Annotated in this window: 21 protein-coding genes; 10 read left to right on the forward strand and 11 right to left on the reverse strand. The window is 70.2% G+C overall.

The features are described 5' to 3' along the window. Window positions 1-27 precede the first annotated feature (27 nt). Window positions 28-1779 (reverse strand): MFS transporter, encoded by a 1752-nt coding sequence (locus E1P53_RS15760; RefSeq protein WP_131734860.1) that lies wholly within the window; start codon window positions 1777-1779, stop codon window positions 28-30. Between the two features lie 258 nt (window positions 1780-2037). Here E1P53_RS15760 and E1P53_RS15765 point away from each other — a divergent pair, with 258 nt between their 5' ends. Further along, window positions 2038-2247, forward strand: a complete 210-nt coding sequence (locus E1P53_RS15765; RefSeq protein ID WP_006898961.1) for a hypothetical protein — start codon at window positions 2038-2040, stop codon at window positions 2245-2247. A gap of 25 nt (window positions 2248-2272) precedes the next feature. Here E1P53_RS15765 and E1P53_RS15770 read toward each other — a convergent pair whose 3' ends face one another. The 4 genes from E1P53_RS15770 to E1P53_RS15785 form a co-directional block, all read right to left on the reverse strand. Beyond that, window positions 2273-2704, reverse strand: coding sequence for a DUF6918 family protein (locus tag E1P53_RS15770; RefSeq protein ID WP_006898962.1), 432 nt, complete (start codon window positions 2702-2704; stop codon window positions 2273-2275). A gap of 110 nt (window positions 2705-2814) precedes the next feature. Beyond that, entirely contained in the window at window positions 2815-3675 is an 861-nt protein-coding gene (gene chsH3 / locus E1P53_RS15775) for an enoyl-CoA hydratase ChsH3 (protein ID WP_006898963.1), read from the reverse strand. Between the two features lie 2 nt (window positions 3676-3677). Further along, window positions 3678-5444: a 3-oxosteroid 1-dehydrogenase gene (kstD, locus tag E1P53_RS15780; RefSeq protein ID WP_006898964.1), complete on the reverse strand. Its 1767-nt coding sequence runs from the start codon at window positions 5442-5444 to the stop codon at window positions 3678-3680. Between the two features lie 113 nt (window positions 5445-5557). Beyond that, window positions 5558-5950 (reverse strand): nuclear transport factor 2 family protein, encoded by a 393-nt coding sequence (locus E1P53_RS15785; protein WP_131734861.1) that lies wholly within the window; start codon window positions 5948-5950, stop codon window positions 5558-5560. Between the two features lie 229 nt (window positions 5951-6179). Here E1P53_RS15785 and E1P53_RS15790 point away from each other — a divergent pair, with 229 nt between their 5' ends. The 6 genes from E1P53_RS15790 to E1P53_RS15815 all read left to right on the forward strand — a co-directional run bounded on the left by E1P53_RS15790 (window position 6180) and on the right by E1P53_RS15815 (window position 11686). Then, entirely contained in the window at window positions 6180-6695 is a 516-nt protein-coding gene (locus E1P53_RS15790) for a nuclear transport factor 2 family protein (RefSeq protein ID WP_131734862.1), read from the forward strand. A 166-nt stretch (window positions 6696-6861) separates the two neighbouring features. After that, window positions 6862-7809 (forward strand): SMP-30/gluconolactonase/LRE family protein, encoded by a 948-nt coding sequence (locus tag E1P53_RS15795; protein ID WP_131734863.1) that lies wholly within the window; start codon window positions 6862-6864, stop codon window positions 7807-7809. Window positions 7810-7867: 58 nt separating this feature from the next. Continuing rightward, a complete protein-coding gene (locus E1P53_RS15800; protein ID WP_131734864.1) occupies window positions 7868-8776 on the forward strand; it encodes an SDR family NAD(P)-dependent oxidoreductase in 909 nt (302 codons plus the stop codon). Between the two features lie 48 nt (window positions 8777-8824). Then, window positions 8825-10069, forward strand: a complete 1245-nt coding sequence (locus tag E1P53_RS15805; protein WP_131734865.1) for a cytochrome P450 — start codon at window positions 8825-8827, stop codon at window positions 10067-10069. Window positions 10070-10077: 8 nt separating this feature from the next. Next, window positions 10078-10398 (forward strand): 2Fe-2S iron-sulfur cluster-binding protein, encoded by a 321-nt coding sequence (locus E1P53_RS15810; RefSeq protein ID WP_131734866.1) that lies wholly within the window; start codon window positions 10078-10080, stop codon window positions 10396-10398. A gap of 64 nt (window positions 10399-10462) precedes the next feature. Then, complete coding sequence (locus E1P53_RS15815; RefSeq protein WP_230824245.1) at window positions 10463-11686, forward strand: NAD(P)/FAD-dependent oxidoreductase; 1224 nt, start codon at window positions 10463-10465, stop codon at window positions 11684-11686. A 115-nt stretch (window positions 11687-11801) separates the two neighbouring features. Here the strand turns inward: E1P53_RS15815 and E1P53_RS15820 are convergent, their stop codons facing one another. From E1P53_RS15820 to E1P53_RS15840, 5 genes are read right to left on the reverse strand one after another with little or no spacing between them, the layout of a single operon-like run. Beyond that, window positions 11802-12788 (reverse strand): alpha/beta hydrolase, encoded by a 987-nt coding sequence (locus E1P53_RS15820; protein ID WP_131734867.1) that lies wholly within the window; start codon window positions 12786-12788, stop codon window positions 11802-11804. Window positions 12789-12802: 14 nt separating this feature from the next. Then, window positions 12803-14083, reverse strand: a complete 1281-nt coding sequence (locus E1P53_RS15825; protein WP_168698233.1) for a CaiB/BaiF CoA transferase family protein — start codon at window positions 14081-14083, stop codon at window positions 12803-12805. Continuing rightward, the gene (locus E1P53_RS15830; protein WP_131734868.1) at window positions 14080-15183 is read right to left on the reverse strand and encodes an acyl-CoA dehydrogenase family protein; all 1104 of its coding nucleotides are present in this window, start codon (window positions 15181-15183) and stop codon (window positions 14080-14082) included. The genes E1P53_RS15825 and E1P53_RS15830 overlap by 4 nt, the downstream gene beginning before the upstream one ends. After that, entirely contained in the window at window positions 15180-16337 is a 1158-nt protein-coding gene (locus E1P53_RS15835; protein WP_131734869.1) for an acyl-CoA dehydrogenase family protein, read from the reverse strand. Before E1P53_RS15835 ends, E1P53_RS15830 begins: the two co-directional genes overlap by 4 nt. Next, on the reverse strand, window positions 16334-17146 hold the full coding sequence (locus tag E1P53_RS15840) for an enoyl-CoA hydratase-related protein (protein ID WP_131734870.1): 813 nt from the start codon (window positions 17144-17146) through the stop codon (window positions 16334-16336). Before E1P53_RS15840 ends, E1P53_RS15835 begins: the two co-directional genes overlap by 4 nt. A gap of 190 nt (window positions 17147-17336) precedes the next feature. Between E1P53_RS15840 and E1P53_RS15845 the strand changes: the two genes are divergently transcribed. The 3 genes from E1P53_RS15845 (at window position 17337) to E1P53_RS15855 (ending at window position 20154) form a co-directional block, all read left to right on the forward strand. Further along, window positions 17337-18095 carry an SDR family NAD(P)-dependent oxidoreductase gene (locus E1P53_RS15845; RefSeq protein ID WP_131734871.1) on the forward strand — a complete coding sequence of 253 codons (759 nt, stop codon included), beginning with the start codon at window positions 17337-17339 and terminating at the stop codon, window positions 18093-18095. Continuing rightward, on the forward strand, window positions 18092-18502 hold the full coding sequence (locus E1P53_RS15850) for a VOC family protein (RefSeq protein WP_131734872.1): 411 nt from the start codon (window positions 18092-18094) through the stop codon (window positions 18500-18502). Before E1P53_RS15845 ends, E1P53_RS15850 begins: the two co-directional genes overlap by 4 nt. A gap of 83 nt (window positions 18503-18585) precedes the next feature. After that, window positions 18586-20154 carry an FAD-dependent oxidoreductase gene (locus tag E1P53_RS15855; protein WP_131734873.1) on the forward strand — a complete coding sequence of 523 codons (1569 nt, stop codon included), beginning with the start codon at window positions 18586-18588 and terminating at the stop codon, window positions 20152-20154. A 204-nt stretch (window positions 20155-20358) separates the two neighbouring features. Here the strand turns inward: E1P53_RS15855 and E1P53_RS15860 are convergent, their stop codons facing one another. Next, window positions 20359-21156, reverse strand: a complete 798-nt coding sequence (locus tag E1P53_RS15860) for an SDR family NAD(P)-dependent oxidoreductase (RefSeq protein WP_131734874.1) — start codon at window positions 21154-21156, stop codon at window positions 20359-20361. Between the last annotated feature and the right edge of the window lie 106 nt (window positions 21157-21262).

The following is a 21262-nucleotide window of genomic DNA, read 5'->3' on the forward strand; positions in this document are numbered from 1 at the left end:
GTGCGCGGGTTGCCCGGTCAGGGGAGGTCAGTCTCGGGTGGACAGTCCTCGACTCGAGGTGTCGTCGAGATCGTGCTCGCGGCCGCTGTGCCCGTCGTCACCGGTCCCGTCGTCGTCGGACTCGTACTCCTCGGACTCGTGCTCGTCGGACTCGACGTAGGACCGCTCGATGTACACCGGCCCCTCGACGACGCGGCGGGGAGTGAGCCACAACAGGACGGCGGCACTGGCGAGCATGATGCCGCCGAGGATCAGCGAGGCGTGCTCGAACGGGACGTCGAAGGCGGACTGGCTGCCGTCGGCGATCCGGTCGGCGAGTTCCTGCGACCGGCCGGAGAGGTTGTCGACCACGACACGCGCCTCGGCGAGGGAGCGTTCGATGTGCGTGGCGGCCTGCTGTGCCTGCGCGATGGTGGCCTCGCCGCCGGCGACGTCGCCGGCCGCGATCTGCTGTTGGCCGTAGGCGGTGAGCTGTTCGCGCGCGAGGTCGGCGGTCGGGCCGATCCGGGCCTTGTACCCGGCGGCCACCATCGAGCCGGCGATCGCAATGCCGATGGCCGCGCCGATCTCGCGCGCGGTGTCGTTGACCGCCGAGCCGACGCCCTGGTTGTCGAGCGGGGTGTTGGACATGATCGCGGTGGTCGCCGGGGCGGACGAGAACCCGATGCCAATGGCGATGACCGACAGGATCCCCGCCAGCGTCCAGTAGCCGTCCACCTGGATGAGGCCGAGAAGGGTCAGGCCGATGCCGCACAACAGCGCGCCGCCGGCGATCACGAACTTCAGCGAGTCGAGCCGCACGGCCAGCCAGTTGGACAGCATCGCGAAGACGCCGACCCCGACGACGAACGGCATGAGCGCGAGGGCGGACTGCAGCGGCGAGTACCCGAAGACCAGCTGCAGCAGCTGGAGCACGAGGTAGAACATGCCGAACGAGGCGAGGAACTGCACCGCCACCGACAGCGACCCCGAGCCGAACGCGCGGTTGCGCATCAGGCGGATGTCGAAAAGCGGCGAGGCCGAACGCAGCTCGACCACGACGAACAACACGCCCAGCAGGATTCCGCCGATCAGGCAGATCAGCACGAGGGCGTCGTCCCATCCGCGGTGGGGGGCCTCGAGCAGGCCGAAGACGATGCCGGTGACGGCGAGGACCGAGCACAGGCTGCCCGGGATGTCGAAGCGGCCGGGATCGCTGTCCTTGCTCGTGCCGATGGTGAAGCAGAGAACCGCCGACACCGCCGACGAGGCGGCGAAGGTGATGAAGATCGAGTGCCAGGAGAAGAACTCCAGGAGCAGGCCGGTGACGAGGAAGCCGGCGATCGCGCCGCCGCCGGCGATGGCCGACCAGATGCTGATGCCGAGTGCGCGCTGCCCGTCGGGCATGCCGGAGGTGATGAGCGACAACGTCGTCGGCATGATCAGCGCGGCGGCCGCACCGGCCAGGCAGCGCGTGAGGATCAGTTGTTCGGGCCCGTTCACCCAGATCGCGGCCAGCGACGCGACGCCGAACAGCACGAGCCCGACGATCAGGACCTCGCGGCGCCCCAGACGGTCGCCGATCGCGCCCGCGGGGAGCAGCAGCGCGGCGAGCGCGAGGGTGTAACCGTCCACGATCCAGGTCATCTGGCCGGCGTCGGCGCCGGTGTCGATCGCGATGTCCGGCAGCGCCGTGTTGAGGGCCGCCATCGCGGCGACCACCATGCTCACCGACAGGCAGGCGATGAGGACCAACCAGGCGGAGCGCCAATCCATCCGGACGCCGTTCGGCAGTTTCATGATCCGCTCCTGGTCTCGGGGAGGAGTACGTGGGGAGGCAGTCCTGCCGGCCGTCTCGTCGTGGTTGCGTTGTCGCGACACGCCCGGCGGGAGACTTCGTATCCGGGGTAACTTGTGACACATTTGTCACTGCAGTACCAATTCCGGGCGAAGCCCAGATCCCGCCTGCCAGTGCGAGATCGCAGATCGAACCGATCCTTGGACTGCAGACCGCAACGGTCGAAGTCGGCCCCGGACAATCGAAAGTGGTGACAGGTCATGGCCTCACCCCACATCGCGTCGAATTCCGTCGCGTCCACCACTGCGGTGTCGAGTCCGGTTGCGTCGGGCACCGGCGCGACCCCGACCACATCGGACCGTGTCGAGATGTCACCGGCCCGCGTGCACGTCTGGCGAGTGCTGTCGATGCTCGCGGCGCTCATCGGCGTGGTCGTGGCACTCGTGGTGATCGCGTCGTCGGCGGTCTGATCGCCGACGACGCGACCGGCGCACGTCAGAGGGCGTGCTTCTCGATGGTTGCGCCCACTCGCGGCAGGGCGGCGACCACATAGTTCTTGGCCTTGCCGCGCAGCGAGTTGTAGGCCTTCGCCAGTGCCGGACGTGCGGTGTCGGCCTGGGCGTCGGTGACCGCCAGCAGCGCCTCGGCCGCGGCGTCGCCGTTGGCCGAGAGGTGATCGGCGAAGGAGACCCCCGCCGGCTTCGAGTCCCAGAACGGCGCCAGGGCCGTCAGGAAGTCCTCGGCCAGCACATCCGTGGCGCTGTGCACCACGTTCGGCTTCACCTTCTGGACCGCGGCGTACGCGGTCTTCACAGCGGCGCCGCTCAGTCCCGACTGGTCGGCAACCTCCGCGTCGATGACACCGACCAGGTCGGTCACCAGGGCGCTGCGGTTGTCGGCGAGAAGGGGCGTCAGCGAATCGCTCATGCGGTCTCCTTGGGGATATGCGACGTAGTGGTCCACGCGGCCCGATTGCCGGACCGCGTGGACAGAGTACTGGCCCCCGGTGACCGCGCAACGCGGCCGCCGCGGGCGCGTCAGCTACGCGCGCACACCACATTGGCGAGGGCCTTCGCGCCCTCCCGTTCCACGACGCTCGCGGTGGCCAGCAGGCGCGATCCGTCCTCCCACACGTCGACCTGCAGGGTCTCGCCCGGGAAGACGACCCCGGCGAAGCTCGCCGAGAAGTCGGCCACCGCGGTGACGTCGCCGTCGAGCAGCTCGTCGACGATCGCGCGGCAGACCGATCCGTACGTGCACAGGCCGTGCAGGATCGGTCGCGGGAACCCGGCCCGCTTCGCGAACTCGGGATCCGAGTGCAGGGGGTTGCGGTCGCCGCAGAGGCGGTACAGCAGCGCCTGGTTCGGCAGGGTCGGCACCGTCAGGCGGTGGTCGGGTTCGCGCTCTGGGTAGGCGACCTTCTCCGACTGCCCTCGCTCGCCGCCGAATCCGCCCTCGCCCTTGGCGAAGATCGACGATCGCGCGGTCCACAGGGTCTGTCCGGAGTCGTCGGTGGTCACCGACTCCTGGATGATCACCGCCGCCGAGCCCTTGTCCTGGACCTCGGCGATGCGGGTCCGCGTGGTGGCCTTGCCGCTCGGCGGCAGCGGCCGGTGAGCGGTGATTCGCTGGCTGCCGTGGACGACCTTCGCCAGGTCGATGTCGATGCCCGGGAAGGAGACCTTGGGCGGCTCGGTCGCGTGGAACGACGCGGCCACCGTCGCGAACGACGGCAGCACCTTGGGGTCGGAATCGTGCACGTAGGCAAGGCCACTGGCGTCCATCGGGTCGGCGGCCGCGCCCACCGCGAGGTGGTAGAGCGCGACATCCGACGCCGACCACTCGAACGAGACCTCGGGCAGCTCGGCTCCGACGGCGACGGCGGGATCGATCGGCATTCTCAGGCTCCTGTCTGCGGTGTCGTGGCCGGCGTGCGGTTCTCGTCGCCGGCGGTGGCCTTCTCGGCGATGTCGGAGGCGGCGAGGTACCCGAAGACCATCGCGGGTCCGATGGTCGCGCCCGGGCCGGCGTAGGTGTGGCCCATCACCGGGGCGCTGGTGTTGCCTGCGGCGTAGAGGCCCTCGATGACCGAGCCGTCGGCGCGCAGTGCGCGGCCGGCGGCGTCGGCGTTGATGCCGCCCTTGGTGCCGAGGTCGCCCGGCACCATCTTCACCGCGTAGAACGGCGGCTTGGAGACCTCGCCCAGGCTGGGGTTCGGCTTGTTGGTGATGTCGCCGTAGTAGTGGTCGTAGCCGCTCTCGCCGCGGTGGAAGTCCTCGTCGACGCCCGAGCGGGCGAAGCCGTTGAAGCGCTCGGTGGTCGCCTCGAGTTCGTCGGCGGGCACGCCGATCTTCTCCGCGAGCTCGCGGATGCTGCCGGCCTTGACGACCACACCCGAGTCGAACCACTTCTTGGGCAACGGCTGACGGGCGTTGATCCCGGCGAACAGATACCGGTTGCGGCACCGCTGGTCGAAGATCAGCCACGACGGCACGTTCTCGCCGGGGCCCTCGCCGTGTCCGAACTCGCCGCCGTACATGTGGTGCACCGCCTCCACGTAGGGCAGCGACTCGTTCATGTAGCGCTTGCCGCGCAGGTTGACGATGAACGTGCCCGGAACCGAACGCTCCGACAACGCGAACCAGGGGCCGCGCGGCAGCGGGATCGTCGGACCCCACCAGGCGTCGTCCATGAGCGAGACCGCGGCGCCGACCTTGAGGCCGGCGTTGATGCCGTCGCCGGTGTTGCTCGGCGCGCCGGTGGTCCACTCGGAGCCGATGGGCTCGCGCTGGTATTTCTTGCGCATCTCCGCGTTGTGCTCGAAGCCGCCGCAGGCCAGGATCACGCCGTGGCGGGCGCGGATCTCGAACTGGCGGCCGTCGGACTCGGCGATCACGCCGACCACCCGGTCGTCCTCGGTGATCAGGTCGACCAGACCGGTGTTCAGGCGCAGCGGCACGCCGGCCTCGCGGACCCCGATGAGGAGTTCGGCGGCGAGCGCGGCGCCCATCGCGATGAGCTTCTTGCCCCGGCTGCGGGCCCAGAAGAACCTGCCGCCGACCTTGGCCATGCGCAGCGGGCCGCGCCAGTGGCGCAGGCCGGTGTTGAGCCAGCGGTAGTCCGACTGCAGCACGACCATGTTCAGCGGCGCCTTGGTGTACTGCGGGTGCAGGGTCTTCAGGTCGTCGCCGAGGCGGCGCGCGTCGAACGGACGCGGCTCCACCGAACGGCCCTCGAGCCGGCCGCCGGGCGCCTCCGGGTAGTAGTCGGAGTAGCCCTTGACCCACTCGAGGTCGAGGGGCGCGTACTTCATCAGGAAATCGAGCGCCTCGGGTCCGCGGTCGATGTAGGCGTCGATGCGGTCGGCGGGCGCGTGCTCGCCGATGATCGCGTGCACGTACTCGCGGGCCTTCTCCGGCGAGTCGACGACGCCGTCGCGGCGCAGCACCGAGTTGTTCGGGATCCACACACCGCCGCCCGAGCGCGAGGTCGAGCCGCCCCAGTAGGGCGACTTCTCGATCAGGACGGTCTTCAGGCCCTTGCGGGCCGCGGTGATCGCGGCGCTCATGCCGGCGCCGCCCGCGCCCACGACGACGACGTCGTAGGTCTCCGGTGCGGTGCCGGTCTGCTCTGGGCTGGTCTGCTGTGGATCGGTCGAGCCGGCCATGGGGTCCCCTTCGTGCGACGCAGCTGTAACGTGTTCTACTCCCTGAATTAGAACACGTTACAGAAATGGACCGCCAGGGTGGGAGGTCATGGGTTCCGGCGAGCGGCGGCCCCTCACCGGTCGCCCTGGGTCACCGCGACGTCGGCCGGAGACCAGAACGCCCGCATCGAGGTGATGAGCCCGTCCTCGTCGAAGGTCATGACGTCGATCGGTTCGATGACGATCGTGCGGTCGGGCAGTGACGTGGTGACCCGGAAGTGGAAGGCCGCCTCGCTCCCCGCCGCGCGGAGGGTGATGAGCTCGGCGGAGGTGTCCACGCCGTCGAGTCCGCGGTAGAACTCCTCGATCTGCTCGCGACCGACCCTGGGCTCCGACCCCACCGGGTCCTCGAGCCGGGCGTCCGGCGCGTACCGGGCGGCGATGTCGGCGGACCGGCCGGTCGAGATGGCCGTCAGATAGCCGGTCACCAGGGCCTGGATGTCGGTTCCGGATGCGGTCGTCGTCATTCGTCGTCTCCTTCGTGCGCGCCGTGCGGTGAGCGAGAGCGGCGCGGGTCTGGTGTGCGCGAGGTCGGTGCGGCACGTGCATGCTCCATCCGGGGCCGCGTCCCGCGGGTGCGCCCCGCCCGCTGAATGGGAGATCGCGTCGCTCGCGATGACGCGGGGGCGGCGTTCTTCCCGGTCAGCGGAACTCGGGGCCGCGAACCGGTGGTGCCGGCACATAGCGTCGGCGCCCATGACGAACACATGGACCCGTGAAGAACTCGAGAACGCCTACCAGTCGTGGTTCACCGCGATCAACCGTGCCGGTTCCGGCGAGGGAAGCTGGAAGGACTTCATCGATCTCTTCACCGACGACGTCGTCTACGTCGAGCAGATGGCCGGCGAGCTCAAGGGCAAGGACGCGGTCTGGGCGTGGGCCGAGCCGTCGCTGGCGCAGTTCCCCGGCGACCACACCGTGGCCTTCCCGGAGCGCTGGCACGTCATCGACGAGGTCAACGGCGTCATCGTGACCGCGCTCGAGGACGTCATGAAGGATCCGGGTGACGGCTCCCGCTTCGCGGCGCCCCACATCACCGTCCTCACCTACGCCGGGAACGGGAAGTTCTCCCGCGAGGAGGACGTCTACGACGTCACCTCGTTCCTCGAGCTGATCAAGTCCTGGGGCCGGCGCGCGATGGAACTCGGCACCCTCGACGAGGCCCAGCGCGCATGGTTCGCCCAGGTCTACCCGGAGACCGTCCCCGCCTGATCCGAGGGCGGTCCACTGAATGGGAAGGGTTCGACCACCCCGTCGGAGGCCGTCCTACTGTACGTCTCGTGCACGCCGTGTGACCCAGTTCACTCAAGCCTCGCGCCTGCTGCTGACGCATTGGCGCACAACACATGTCACCAATCGACCTTCCGGAGGTTCACCGATGAGCAGTCCCGTCGACGCCGTGGCGGCCGCCGTCTCGGCAGCTGGCGCACCCACTTTCGAGGCCCGGAGCATCTCCACCGGGTACTCCTGGCCGGAGTGCCCGCGCTGGCACGACGGGGTCTTCTGGTTCTCCGACATGTACACGGGGACCCTCAAGACCCTGGACGCGGAAGGCAACGCGACCGTCGTGGTCGACGCCAATGCCCGTGCGGCCGACACCGACGTGCCCATCGTGCTCGGCGGCTTCGGCTGGCTGCCGGACGGCCGGCTGATCGTGAACTCGATGCACGAGCAGAAGCTCCTCGTCCACGGCGGGGGAGGCCCCGAGGACCTGAGCGTCTACGCCGACCTCTCGGAATTCGCGATCAAGGCGGTCAACGACATGGTCGTCGACGCCGACGGGCGCGCCTACATCACCCAGCTCGGCTTCGACCTCTTCCAGGGCGAGACCCCGATCACCTCGCCGTTGATCGTGGTGGAGCCGGACGGGACGGTCACCAAGCCGGCGGACGTCCCGGAACTCATGTGCGGCAACGGGATCGCGATCAGCGCCGACGGGTCGAAGCTGTTCGTGGCCGAGGTGATGGCGCAGAAGATCACCGTGATGGACCGCGCCGCCGACGGCACGCTGTCGAACGCGCGCGACTTCGCGAGCTGCCCGTTCATGCCGGACGGCATCGGACTCGACGACGAGGGCGGCGTGTGGGCCGCGCTGCCCGGCGGCGGCTACGTCGCCCGCTTCACCGAGGACGGTCTCACCGACGCGGTCCCGATGCCGCTGGAGCAGGGCATCGCCTCGGCCTGCCTGCTCGGCGGACCCGACCGCAACACCCTCTACATGACCGTGGGCTTCGAGGTCTTCGACTTCGAGAAGTCCGCCCGGGAGGCGCTCGGCTCGATCTGGACCGCCGACGTCAAGCACCACGGCGGAACGACCCGTCCCTGACGCGGCTCACCGGCCGACGACATCTCCTGACCCCGACCCCAGACCCGAGGACGACAACATGACCACAGAACTCGACTTCACCGGCCGCGTGGTGATCGTGACCGGTGCCGGCCGCGGCATCGGCCGCGCGCACGCACTGCTGCTCGCCTCGCGCGGCGCATCGGTGGTGGTGGGCGACCTGGGCGCGACGACGGACGGTTCCGGCGTCGAGTCCGGCGACCCGGCCGCCGACGTCGTCGCGGAGATCACCTCCGCCGGCGGCCGCGCCGTCGCGGTGAACGCCGACGTCACCACCGAAGAGGGCGCGAATGCCCTTGTGGACGCCGCGATCTCCGATTTCGGACAGCTCGACGCGGTGATCAACAACGCGGGCATCGTGCGTACCGCGCCGTTCCGCGAGGTTCCCGACGAGGAATACCAGCGTCACCTCGACGTGCACTACCTCGGCCCGATGCGCCTCCTGCGTGCCGCCTGGCCGCACCTCGTCGAGTCGCCGGCCCCGCGCGTCGTCAACACCATCTCGCAGGCGATGCTGGGCAACCCCGGCATGGCGCACTACGGCGGCTCCAAGGGCGCGTTGTTCGGACTCACCCGCAACCTCGCGCTCGAGGGCCTCGAGTCGGGCGTCAAGGTGAATGCCATTGCGCCGGGCGCGGGTACGCGGATGGCCGAGGCGGCCGCCGACACGCTCTCGCCGGAGATCATGGAGTACATGCGCACGCAGCTGCTGCCGGAGCACGTGGCCCCCGTCGCCGCCTACCTCGTGCACCCCTCGTGCGAGACCACCGGCGAGGTGTTCAACGTCGCCGGCGGCATCGTGAACCGCCTGGCGCTGGTCAACACCGTGGGGATCCACGATCCGGCGCTCACCGTCGAGACGGTCGCCGAGAAGTGGGACCAGATCATGGCCATCACCGGCGACGCGATCCCGCAGGTGGTCGCCCCCGCGCAGATGCCGGTGTCCTGACCGGCATCCGATGTAGCGCTGCACAGCCCCCGACACTGGAGTACACACATGAGCACAACCGAAGCCGACCCGACGACGGTCAGCACCGAATACCCGTTCGAGGCGGTGCCGCCGGGAGAAGCCGCCGCCCGGTTCGCGGCGATCGCCGCAGATCGCCCGATGTCGAAGATGACGATGCCGTTCGGCGGGGATGTCTGGGTGATCCATCGCAACGCGACCGCGCGGGAGATGCTCGGTGACCCGCGCTTCGTCCGAGAGCCCTTCCGCACGGGCGAGCGTGTGGTGCCGTACTTCGTCGAGTTCCCGGACTTCCTCCGCTCGACCCTGCAGTTCGAGGATCCGCCGCACCACACCAAGCTGCGAAAGCTGCTGCAGCGCTCCATCTCTCCCAAGCGCGTGAAGGCGATGCGGGACTCGGCGGTGGCCTACGCCAACGAGTTGATCGACACGATGATCGCCGACAAGGGCGACGAGCCGATCAACCTCGTGCCCGAATACGCTGTCGCCCTGCCGATCCAGATGATCAGCAATCTCCTCGGCGTGCCGTCGGAGGACCGCGACAAGTTCCAGAAGTGGAGCTCGGCGACGCTGTCGACGTCGAACATGAGCGAGGAAGAGGTCATGACCAACATGACCGAACTCTTCGGCTACATCTTCGAACTCATCGAGCGCCGCCGCCAGGAGCCCCGCGAGGATCTCATCAGCGACCTGGCCAACGCCCGTGACAAGGACGACAGCCTCACCGACGCCGAGATCCTGCCGATCGCCATGCTCCTGGTGATCGCCGGATTCGACAACACCGCCAACTTCATCTGCTCGGGCGTCCTCTCGCTCCTGCGCAATCCCGACCAGCTCGAGATCTTCCTACAGGACCCGGACGGCGTGGCCCCGACCGCGGTCGAAGAGGTGTTGCGGCACGGGCGATTCGCCCTCGGCGACACCGTCGCCGGCGGTGGCGGCCTGGTGCCGTTCGTCGCCACCGAGGACGTCGAACTCGACGGACAGGTCGTGGCGGCCGGCGAGGCCATCCTGGTCGACCCGGCGGCGGTCAATCACGACGGCGTGGCGTTCGAGCACGGCGAGGTCTTCGACGTGCGTCGTGAGAACAACCCGCACCTGACGCTGAGCTACGGCCTGCATCACTGCCTGGGTGCGCCGTTGGCGCGCATGGAGATGCAGGTCGGCCTGGCGGAGCTGTTCAAGCGGCTCCCCGGCCTGAAGCTGGCGGGCGAGGCGGTCGTCGACACGACCAACCTGACGCTGCCGATCGTCGAAGTCCCCGTCACCTGGTAGGAGGAACCGTGCCGAAGGTGTTCTACACCCAGCCCGACGGCGTCGAGAAGATCATCGACGGCGCGGTCGGGGACTCGGTGATGGCGACGGCCGTCCGCAACGGCGTCACCGGGATCGTCGGACAGTGCGGCGGTTCGCTGTCGTGCGCGACCTGCCACGTCTATCTGGACCCGGCCGAGATGGGCAATTTCCCGGAGCCGGTGGAGGACGAGGAGGACATGCTCGAGTGCACGGCATCCGATCGTGAACCCAACTCGCGACTGTCCTGTCAGCTGATCCTCGCCGAGGGTGTCGACGTCCACGTCGTCATCCCGGACGAACAGGTCTGACGTGGCGGGTGAATGTCCCGGCGCCTCCATCCCGGAGGCTCCGGCATCCAACGGTGTCGGGGTGGTGGGCGCGTCGCACGCCGCGGTGGCGCTGGCCGACGGCCTGCGCAGCGCGGGGTACACCGGCGCGATCACGCTGATCACGCATGAATCCCACCTGCCGTATCAGCGGCCGCCGCTGTCCAAGGCCCTGCTCAAGGGCGAGGCGACGGTGGACTCGCTTCGGCTGCGGGACGCCAAGCACTACGAGGACAACGGGATCGAGCTCGTCCTCGACACCGAGGTGACCGCTGCGCGACGCATCGGCGACGGGTACACCCTGGAACTGTCGAGCGACGGCCGCACGAGCGAGCGGACCTTCGACCGGTTGGTGCTGGCCACCGGGGCACGGGCTCGCACCCTCGATCTGTCGGGGGCCGACCACCCCGACGTCGTGGTCCTCCGCGACCTCGACGACGCGCACGGTCTCCTGTCCCGGCTCGGGGCGGGACCCGTGGCGGTCATCGGCGGCGGGTTCATCGGCCTCGAGGTGGCGGCGACCGCCCGCGCGCTCGGGCTCGACGTGACGGTGATCGAGGCCGCCGACCGGCTGTTGGGGCGGGCCGTCGGCCCGGCGACCGCCGAGACCCTCCTCGCCGCCCACCGGGCGATGGGCACCGCGGTCGAACTCGGCGCGGTGCCCGAGGCGGTGGTCGGTTCGGACGACCGCATCGTCGGTGTCCGCCTCGACGACGGCCGGATGATCCCGGCGACAACGGTTCTCGTCGGCGTGGGGGCGAACCCGCGGATCGAGCTGGCCGAGCAACTCGGGCTCGAGTGCGACGGCGGCGTGGTGGTGGACGATCGCTGCCTGGCGTCGGACGGGCGGACCCTCGCCATCGGCGACTGTGCCGTGCACGTGTCCTCCACGGGTCGCAGGTACCGCCTGGAATCGGTGGACAACGCCACCGAGCAGGCCGCGGTCGCCGCGAGCGTGATCGCCGGCACCGAGGCACCGCGGCGTCAACCGCCGTGGTTCTGGTCGGACCAGGGTGATCAGAAGCTGCAGATCGTCGGCCTGGTGGGCGGCCACACCTCGGTGCTGGTGCGACAGGACCCCGACCGGCCGCGGCGCAGGGTCGCGCTCTATTTCCGCGACGACGAGCTGATCGCCGCGGAGTGCCTCAACTCGCCGGCCGACTTCATGGTCCTGCGGTCGGCGTTGGGCCGTGGTCTGCGCCCGTCGCCCGGCGAACTGGCGGACACCTCCGTACCCCTGAAGAAGTTGCTCGCCCCGGTCCGCGCCTGAGGCGCCGAAACCGATCCTCCGACGACAAGACCGGCGCCGCACACATGGTGTGGCGCCGGTCTTTTCGTATGGAGAAGCCGGTCCGCTCGGTGGATCGTCTTCCGATGCGCGGCCGTCAGCCGACCGGGTTGGCGAACCGGGCCGCCACCAGCGCGCCGACCTCGGCCATCGCCAGGCGTGCTCGCGCGACCGAGGCGGTCTGCATCGCGAAGCCGTGCCCCACACCCGGATACCTGAGCTGGGCGACCTGGACCCCGCTCTGCCTCAGTCGATCCCCGTAGGCCTCGACGGAGTCCCGGAGCGGGTCGTTGGCGCCGATCGCGATGATCGCCGGCGGAAGGCCGGCGAGCGACTCGGCGATCGCGGGCGTGCCGTATTCGTCGTCGCGCGAGGGATCGTCACCGAGGTACATGTTCTTCATCCAGTCGATGTCCTCGGCGGTGAGGAACACGCTGTCGCCGAACTCGCGCATGGAGGGCGTGTCGGCACGCCGGGCGACGCCCGGATAGAACATGACCTGCTGGGCGATCGCAGGGCCGTCGGTGTTCCGGCTGCGCAGCGCGGTGGAGGCGGCGAGTCCGCCGCCGGCGCTGTCGCCCCCCACCCCGATCCGGTGAAGGTCGACCCCGAGGTCGTCGGCGTTGCGGTGGGTCCACTCCAGCGCCGCGAAGGCGTCGTCGTTGCCCGCCGGATAGCGGTGTTCGGGCGCCAGCCGGTAGTCGACGTTGACGATGACGGCGCCGGTGGCCGCCGCGACGTCTCGGGCGAGCCGGTCGAACGAGTTCAGCGACCCCATGATCATCCCGCCGCCGTGGTACCAGACCAGCGCCGGTGCGCCGGTGGCCGGAGCCTGCACGGGACGGTAGATGCGAACGGGGATCGGTCCGTGCGGACCGTCCGCCGCGGCGTCGACGACCTCGGCCATCTCCGGTCCCGGCGGGCGCACGATCGACTCGAGCGACTCCCGCACGGCCTCGACGCCGCGCTGCCACGACGGCTTCACGTCGAGCGACCTCATCCGGTCGATCATCACCTCGACGTCGGGATCCCAGGCCGACCCGTCACGTGACGCGTCGGGGGTGGTGATGTCCTGCTGTGTCATGCGGTGACCTCCGTTCAGCCCGTGCCGAAGACCCCGGCGTCGCGGAGTTCGTCCAGCCGGGCCGGCTCGTAACCCATGGCCTCGAGCACCTCCCGCGTGTGGGCGCCCTTGGCGACCGCGGGACGGGGCTCCCGGTGCCCGGATCGGCTCAACGAGATCGGTACGCCGACCCCTCGGTAGTCCTCCGACTCGATGAACAGCCCGCGGTGACGGACCTGCGGGGAGGTCAGCGCCTCGTCGACGGTGTTCACCGAGCTGGCGGGCACGCCGACGGCCTCGAGGCGGGCCGCGAGATCGGCGCGGTCGTACTCGGCGATGCGTTCGCCGAGGAGTTCGGCGAGCAGTTCCCGGTGCGCGTGGCGATCCCTGTTGGCGGCGAAGCGCGGGTCGTCGGCGAGTTCGGGCATGCCGAGGGTCTCGACCAGTGAGCGGAACTGGCGGTCGTTGGCCGCGCTGACGAAGAAGTCGCCGTCGCGGGCCGAGAAGACCTGATAGGGCGCCACGGTGGGGTGGAAGTCCCCGGTCCGCCGGGGGACCCGCCCGTCGGCGATCCAGTTGGCCGCGTGCGGGTGGAGGATCGAGATGACCGAGTCGAGGAGCGTCACGTCGACGAGCTGGCCGCGGCCGCTGCGCTCACGCTCGAGGAGCGCGAGCAGGATGCCGCTGACCGCCAGGTTGGCGGCGACGAGATCGACGATGGGCACGCCGACGCGGAGCGGGTTCCCGTCCGGATAGCCGTTGATGCTCATCAGGCCGCCGAAGGACTGCAACACCGCGTCGTAGCCGGGGAGCCCGCCCATGGGGCCGTCGACGCCGAAACCGGTGATCCGGCAGTAGACGAGCTCCGGATGGCGCTCGGCCAGGACCGTCTCGTAGTCCAGGCCCCAACGCGCCATCGTGCCCGCCTTGAAGTTCTCGATCACCACGTCGGCGCCGGCGACGAGATCGGCGAGGATCTCCAGGCCTGCCTCCGATCGCAGGTCGAGACAGATGTTCTCCTTGCTGTGGTTCAGGCTCTGGTAGTAGGCGCTGCTCGCACCGTCGTCGGTGAAAGGCGGTCCCCAGCCCCGGGTTTCGTCTCCGGCCGGGGCCTCGACCTTGATCACCTCGGCACCGTGGTCGGCGAGGCTCTGCGCGCAGTAGGGGCCGGCGAGGACCCGGCTGAGATCGAGTACGCGCACGCCGGTGAGGACGCCCTTGCCCTCCGCGGCGTCGGCGGCGCGCCACGCCGCCCGGGGCGTCACCCGTCGCTGCCCGTCCGATGCCGAGTCGTCCACGGGGAGTGTCGTGGTCACTGTGCCTGTCCTTCCGCTGATGCCGGGAGTCGTGTCGCGTCGTCGACGGTGCCGGTGATCAGGTCCCACGGGTCGAGTCCGTCGTCCAGGATGCGTCCGGCAAGGCCGGAGGCCCACTCGCGCTCGGTGCCGTGGCGGTCGCGCCACGTCCACAGCGCGGTGGTGAACCGGCCCAGCGAATGCTCGGAGGTGAACCCGATCGCGCCGTGGATCTGGTGGCCGGCCGCGGCGACGGCGTGGCCGTAGAGCGAGGTCACCACCTTGGCGGCGGCGGTCGAGACCTCCGCGAGGACCGGGTCGCCGTCGCCGGCGGCGACGGCCCGCGACGAGGCGACCTCCATCATGGTCGCCAGCGCGGCCAGCGTCGCGAGTCTCTGCTGCACGGCCTGGAACTTGGTGAGCGGACGGCCGAACTGCACACGCTCCGATGCGTACTGCACCGTCCGGTCGCACACTGCGCGCGCCGCGGCGGCGAGCGCCGCCGCGTAGACGAGGGCGCCCCGCTCGCGCAGTCGCTCGGCGTCGACGGGGGTCTCGGCGACCCCGATCGCCGGGACCCGGTCGAGCGTCACGTCGCCGATCGACGCCCCGAGGAGGTCGGCCCCGGCGCTCACCGACACACCGGGGTGATCGAGCGGGAGCGTCGCCACCTGTGCGGGGCGATCGCCGTCGCCGGGTACCAGGGCCACGACCACCGACGCCGCCGAGACGTGGACGACGTCGCGCAGGACGCCGGTGACGTACGCCTGCTCGCCGTCGGCATCGAGGGCGAGGTCCGCGTCGGCGACCGCGATCGTCGCGGTCGCGTCCGGGAGTTCGTGGCCGGCGGAGCCGGCCAGCCACGCGGCCAGCATCGCGTGTTCGGCGTAGGGGACCAGCGCCCCGCTCTCGGTGATCGTCGTGAGCACGGACGTCGCGTCCGCGGTGTCGCCGCCGTGCCCTCCGGCCGCTTCCGGGACGTCGATCGAGGTGAAACCCGACTCACGCAGCGCCTCCCACAGCGCGTCGTCGGTGTGCTCGGCCGGTGTCCGGGTGTCGATCTCGATCCGCTCGATCATCGAACGCACTGCGGACACCAGGTCCGCCGACATCTCGCTCATCGAATCCCCAATCCGCGCGCCACGATCCCGCGCAAGATCTCGTTGGTGCCGCCGCGCAGCGTGAAAGCCGGTGTGTGCAGGACGCTCTGGGCCAGCAGACGCTCCATGCGCGAACCGCCGGAGCGCCGTGCCGCGACTCCCGAGGAGCTGCGGATCGCGTCGACCAGGTCGCCCTCGAACGTCGAGCCCAGGTCCTTCACCATGGCGGCCAGGACATCGGGGCGCCGCCCGGCCGACAGCTCGTCGGCCACCTGCAGCGACATCGACCGCAGCGCCCAGGCGCGCGCGGTGAGCGTGCCCAGCGTCACGCGCTGTTCCTCCGTCGCGCCGTGCGTGCGCAGTTCGTCGGCCCAGGCGCGCAGCAACGGCATCGTGCTGAGGTAGCGCTCGGGTCCGGAACGCTCGAAGGCCAGCTCGCGCATCACCTGCGACCATCCCTTTCCGCGCTCGCCCAGCAGAGCCGACGAGTCGACGACCGCGTCGTGGAAGATGACCTCGTTGAAGTGGGCCTGCCCGTCGATGCTCTCCAGCGGACGGATCTCGATGTCGGGGTGGGGGAGGTCGATGACGAGCTGGGACAGACCCTCGTGCCGGTCCTCCGGGCGACCGTCGGTGCGCGCGAGCAGCACCATCGCGTGGGCGAGATGCGCACCCGTCGTCCACACCTTGGTGCCGCTGATCGTCCAGGAGTCGCCGCCCGCGACGGCGCGGGTCCGGACCGCGGCGAGGTCGGAGCCGGCGTCCGGCTCGCTCATGCCGATCGCGAAGAACGACGTCCCGGCCGCGATCCCGGGCAGGTAGCGCTGCTTCTGCTCCTCGGTGCCGTTGGCGAGGATGCCCGGCGCCATCTGCCGGTCGGCGATCCAGTGCGCGGCCACCGGGGCCCCGTGGGCGAGCAGCTCCTCGGTGATCACGAACCGCTCCGTCGCGGTGCGCCCCCGGCCGCCGTAGGCCTGCGGGATGGTCATCCCGAGCCAACCGCGCTCGCCGAGCCTCCGGCTGAACTCCGGGTCGAAACCGGTCATCCAGCTGTCGACATCGGGCTCGAAGGCGCCGCGATCGATCTCGTCGCGCAGGAAGGCTCGGACGTCGGCGCGCAATGCCTCCAGGTCGTCGCGGGTGACGGCCCGGGTCTCGGTGATGGTGCCCGTCATCTGCGCTCCGGCCCCCGGGAAGACCAGGCCTGCTTGCCCTTCCGCGACATCGACCACATCTGCACGCCGCGCTCGATCTCGAGCGCCGAGGCCCAGCTGACCGCCGGCGGGCCGAGCTCGAGGCGGGCGCTGTTCATGACCCGCCGGGTCAGCTCGGGGTCGCGGGCGGCCGGTCCGGTCAGCCCGTCGACGAGTGCCGGCAGCTCCTCAGCCGGTGCCGCGGCGTAGGCGAGCCCGCGCGCCACGGCCTGCTCGCCGGTCAGGCTCTGCCCGCACGCCGCCAGCGCGATCGTGGTGGACCAGCCGACCGCTCGTCCGAGCAGGGAGAGATGGCCTCCGCCGGGGTGGATGCTGCGTGCCAGGAAGCCGCTGTCGAGCACGGCGTCGGGGGTGGTCACCATGATGTCGGTCGCCATGGCCAGGTTCAGTCCGGCACCCACCGCGCCGCCGATCACGACGGAGATGGTCGGTACGGGCAGGCTTCCGACACGGACGAATGCGCCGTACACCGCCGACGTCCGCGCGACCGCCTCCGGCGAGGCCGGGTCGGCCGACGAGCTGGCCAGGTCGCGGGTGTCGGCCCCACTGCAGAAGTACTGCCCCGCGGCGTCGACGACGACCACGCCGACGCTCGTGTCGTCGGCGACCCGATCGCAGAACTCCTCGATGGCCGCGGCCATCTCGAGGTTGATCGCGTTCTTGCGCCGGGGGTTGTTCAGGGTCAGTCGCGCCACGCCGTCGGTGAACGAGGTGAGAATGGCCGGACCGCCGGCCTCGGCGGAGGGGGTGGGTGTTCCTTCGGTGGTCATGCGCCGAACGTACAAGAGCGGATGCGCGGCCGTATCCGATTCGACCGCTGGGTGGGACGTCCGCGCGGAGGGGATCGGTCACCCGCTGAGTGGGAAGGGTCCGCTCGCCGGGGATCGCTTCGGCGCTACTGTGCGGCGGACGGCGATCGGCACGCGACCGTGCGGCGGGCGCCGGCAGAAGGAGGACCAGTTGTTCGAACTGACAGGGCGGATCGCATTCGTCAGCGGAGCCGGCCAGAGCGTCGGCGAGGGGATCGCGAAAGTGCTTGCCCGGCAAGGCGCATCGGTCATCGTCAACGACCTGCACGCCGAGCGCGCAGAGAAGGTGGCGGCCGGGATCGTCGAGGAGGGCAACCGTGCGGTCGCGGCGCCCTTCGACGTCACCGACTTCGACGCCACGCGCGACGGCATCCGCGCGGCGGAGGCCGAACTCGGCGGCCACGTCGACATCCTGGTGAACAACGCGGGCGTGGCCGAAGGCCGGGTCATCCGCCCGTTCCGCGAGCTCGAGCCGGAGGACTGGCGAGCCCCCATCGACCTCAACATCTTCGGTGCGCTCAACTGCATCAAGGTGGTCATCGACGCGATGTGCGACACGGGGTTCGGCCGGGTCATCCAGATCTCCTCGGGCTCGGCGCGCACGGGGCAGAACATCAACCAGACGATGTACGCGACCGGCAAGAGCGGCATCGAGGGCTTCATCCGCCATCTCGCCGCCGAGACGGGCCGGTACGGCGTCACCGCGAACATCGTGGCGCTCGGTCACCAGAAGAACCTCGAGGAGAAGATGTCTCCCGAGATGATCGAGGCCATCCTCGAGACGATCCCGATCGGCCGGTTGGGAGACCCGATCGAGGTGGGCGCCTTCTGCGCCTACCTGGCGTCGAACGAGGCGGCCGGGATGACCGGGCAGACACTCGACTTCAACGGCGGATCGCAGACCCGATGACGGCCGGCGAGGTCACCTTCTCGCTCGGCGCGATCCGGGTGGGGGACCTGGACAGGTCGCTGGACTTCTACACCGGCGGCTGCGGTTTCGTCCTGGAGAAGAGGTTCACCACGCCTGCGTTCGAGGCGGCGATCGTACGGGCGGGCGTCGCCGGCGTCGAACTCATCGTGCCGCACGGGGAATCTGCGACGGAACGCTCCGATCATGGGAACATGCTGCAGAAGTTCGTGCTGAACACCCCGGACCCGGCGGCGGTCATGCGTCGTGCGTGCGAGTTCGGCGGATCGGAGGTCTCCCCGGCCACCGACTATCCCGCCTACGGGATGACGATCGGGGTGCTCGCCGACCCCGACGGCTACCTGCTGGAACTGGTGGGCCGCACCGACGATCCGGCCGACCCCCGCTGAAACGACCGGCCCGTGCGACACGGGCGAGAACACACGCGTCGACAGCGTTGCGACGCGACAGAAGGATACGGAGTGTCAGGGCTATGACATGGGATGACAGCTACGACGTCGTCGTCGTCGGTTCGGGTGGTGCGGCGCTGGCCGGCGCTCTCGCGGCGACCCACCGCGGGCTGACGGTCTGCGTGGTGGAGAAGACCGACCGCTTCGGCGGCACGTCCGCCTATTCCGGAGGGAGCGTGTGGCTTCCGGGCAACCACGTCCTGCGCCGCGACGGTGTCGACGACTCGGTGGAGGAGGGGCTGACCTACTTCCGGGCCACGGTCGGGGACCGGACGGATGCCGACGTGCAGCAGACCTTCATCGAGACCGGCCCCGAGGTGGTCGAGTTCCTCGAGAACGAGGCGGGGATCCCGCTCGAGCACCGGCCGTTCCCCGACTACTTCGCCGCACCCGGGCGAAAGGACTTCGGACGCTCCATCTTCGCCAAGGCCATCACCGCCGAGGAGCTGGGCGCGCGCGTCGACGACGTCCGGCCGATGGTCCCGACCGACCAGTTCGGCATCGAGATGGACCGCTCGGTCCTCGACGGCGGGCAGGCATGGATCGCGCGAATGGTGTTGGCACTCGACGAGTCCGGCCGCGCCGACCTCCGGCTGAACACCGCCGCGCGGTCGCTGGTCACCGACGAGTCGGGCCGGGTCACCGGTCTGGTGGTCTCGGGTCCGGACGGCGAGCAGCGCCTGCAGGCCCGCGGCGGCGTCCTCCTCGCGGCCGGCGGTTTCGAACGCAACGACGACCTCCGTCGCGAGTACCAGCACATGCCCACCGGGGAGTGGACCTCTTCGCACCCGGCGACCGGCTCGGGGGACGCGTTGACGATGCTGAGCGGCGTCGGGGCGAAGCTCGACCTGCTCGACCAGTCGTGGTGGTGTCCGGCGACCCTCTTCCCCAACGGGCACGCCGTGTTCACGCTCGGGCTGCGCGCGGGCATCATCGTCGACGACACCGCGGAGCGGTTCGCCAACGAGATGCTCCCGTACGACCAGATGGGCCGGGCGATGCGCGAGCGGATGCTCGCGGGCACCGGTGAGCGCTTCTGGTACATCTTCGACAACCGCTTCGGCGACGACCTCCCGGCGATCTGCGCCCCCGCCCCCGACCGTCAGGCGATGACCGAGGCCGGGCTGTGGTTCACCGCAGACTCCCTGGCCGGACTGGCCGGGCTCATCGGGCTGGACCCGCAGGCGCTGGGCGCCACGGTCGAGCGCTTCAACGGGTTCGCCGAACAGGGCGCCGACGCGGACTTCCACCGCGGCGAGGACCCGTACGGCCGGTTCTTCCTCGGCGCACAGTTTGCCGCGCAGTGCCTGGCGCCGCTCGACGGAACCCGCTTCCACGCCGTGCGCCTCGTGCTCGGCGACCTCGGGACCAAGGGTGGCGCCGTCATCAACCGCGACGGGGCGGTCGTGCGCGCCGACGACGGCGAGCCCATTCCCGGCCTGTACGCCGCCGGGAACTCGACGGCGTCCATTTCCGGCGAGGTCTACCCGGGTCCGGGCACGCCGCTCGGATCGGGAATGGTCATGGCGTACCGCGCCGTCGCCGACATGGCCGGCCGGGTTGTCGAGGCCGGGGCCGCGGCCACGTCCTGACAGGTGAACAGACGAGGCGGCCGGTGGTGTGGGCGTCCCACCACCGGCCGCCTTTTGTTCTGTGCCAACGGCATTCACTCGTGGCTGCCGCCGTCGGTGTTCACATGTGGCTGCCGCCAACGGTATTCACATGTGGCTGCCGCCGTCGGTGTTCACATGTGGCTGCCGCCATCGGCATTCACATGTGGCTGCCGCCGTCGGTGTTCACATGTGGCTGCCGCCATCGACGCGCACCTCGGTGCCGCTGATGAACGCCCCGTCGTCCGAGGCCAGCATCGCGACCACGCCTGCGACGTGATCGGGACTCGCCATGCCCGGGATGCGCACGGCGTCGGACGCGGAGTGCTCGACGCGCACGACCGGCTGCATCTTCATGAACAGGGACGGGTCGGCGTCCTCTGGGAGTCCGGGCGCAGCCGTCATTCCCGAGGAGATGCTGCCCGGCGCGACCGACACCGCGCGCAGGCCGTGCTTGGCGTACTCCAGGGCGATGGTGTGGGTCATCGCCTGCACGCCTCCCTTGCTGGCCGCGTAGGCGGCCATGTACGGGTGGGCGAAGCTCGCCGAGGTGGAACTGAAGTTCACCACCACGCCGCGACCCGACGCGATGAGCGCCGGCAGGCTCTCGCGGATCATCAGGAACGTGCCGGTCAGGTTGACGCGGATGACCTGCTCCCAGTCCTGCAGGCTGAGCTGCTCGGTGTGCGCGCTGCGGAGGATGCCCGCCGCGTTCACCAGGACGTCGAGCCCGCCGAGGTGATCGGTCGCGAAGGCCACGCCCGACCTCACCGACTCCTCGTCCGCGATGTCGACGACGCGGGTGGCGATCTGCTCGCCGTGGCCTCTCTCGGCCGCCGTCGCCGCCAGGGTGCCCAGCTGCTCCGCCGAGATGTCGGCCGCGACCACGTCGGCGCCCTCCGCGAGCAGTCGGAGCGCGGTCGCCCGGCCGATCCCCGAGGCCGCACCGGTGACCACGACCCGCCGGTCGCTGAATCGATTCATCCGTCTCTCCTCCATTGGCCGATGTCGTTCACCGACCGCGTACGCACAGGTCGGATCAGAGGTGATGTTTCTCCGCGGAGAGCAGCGTGCGCATCGGTTTGTCCCA

It is taken from the genome of Gordonia paraffinivorans (genome assembly GCF_900683595.1).
Classification (GTDB): domain Bacteria; phylum Actinomycetota; class Actinomycetes; order Mycobacteriales; family Mycobacteriaceae; genus Gordonia; species Gordonia paraffinivorans.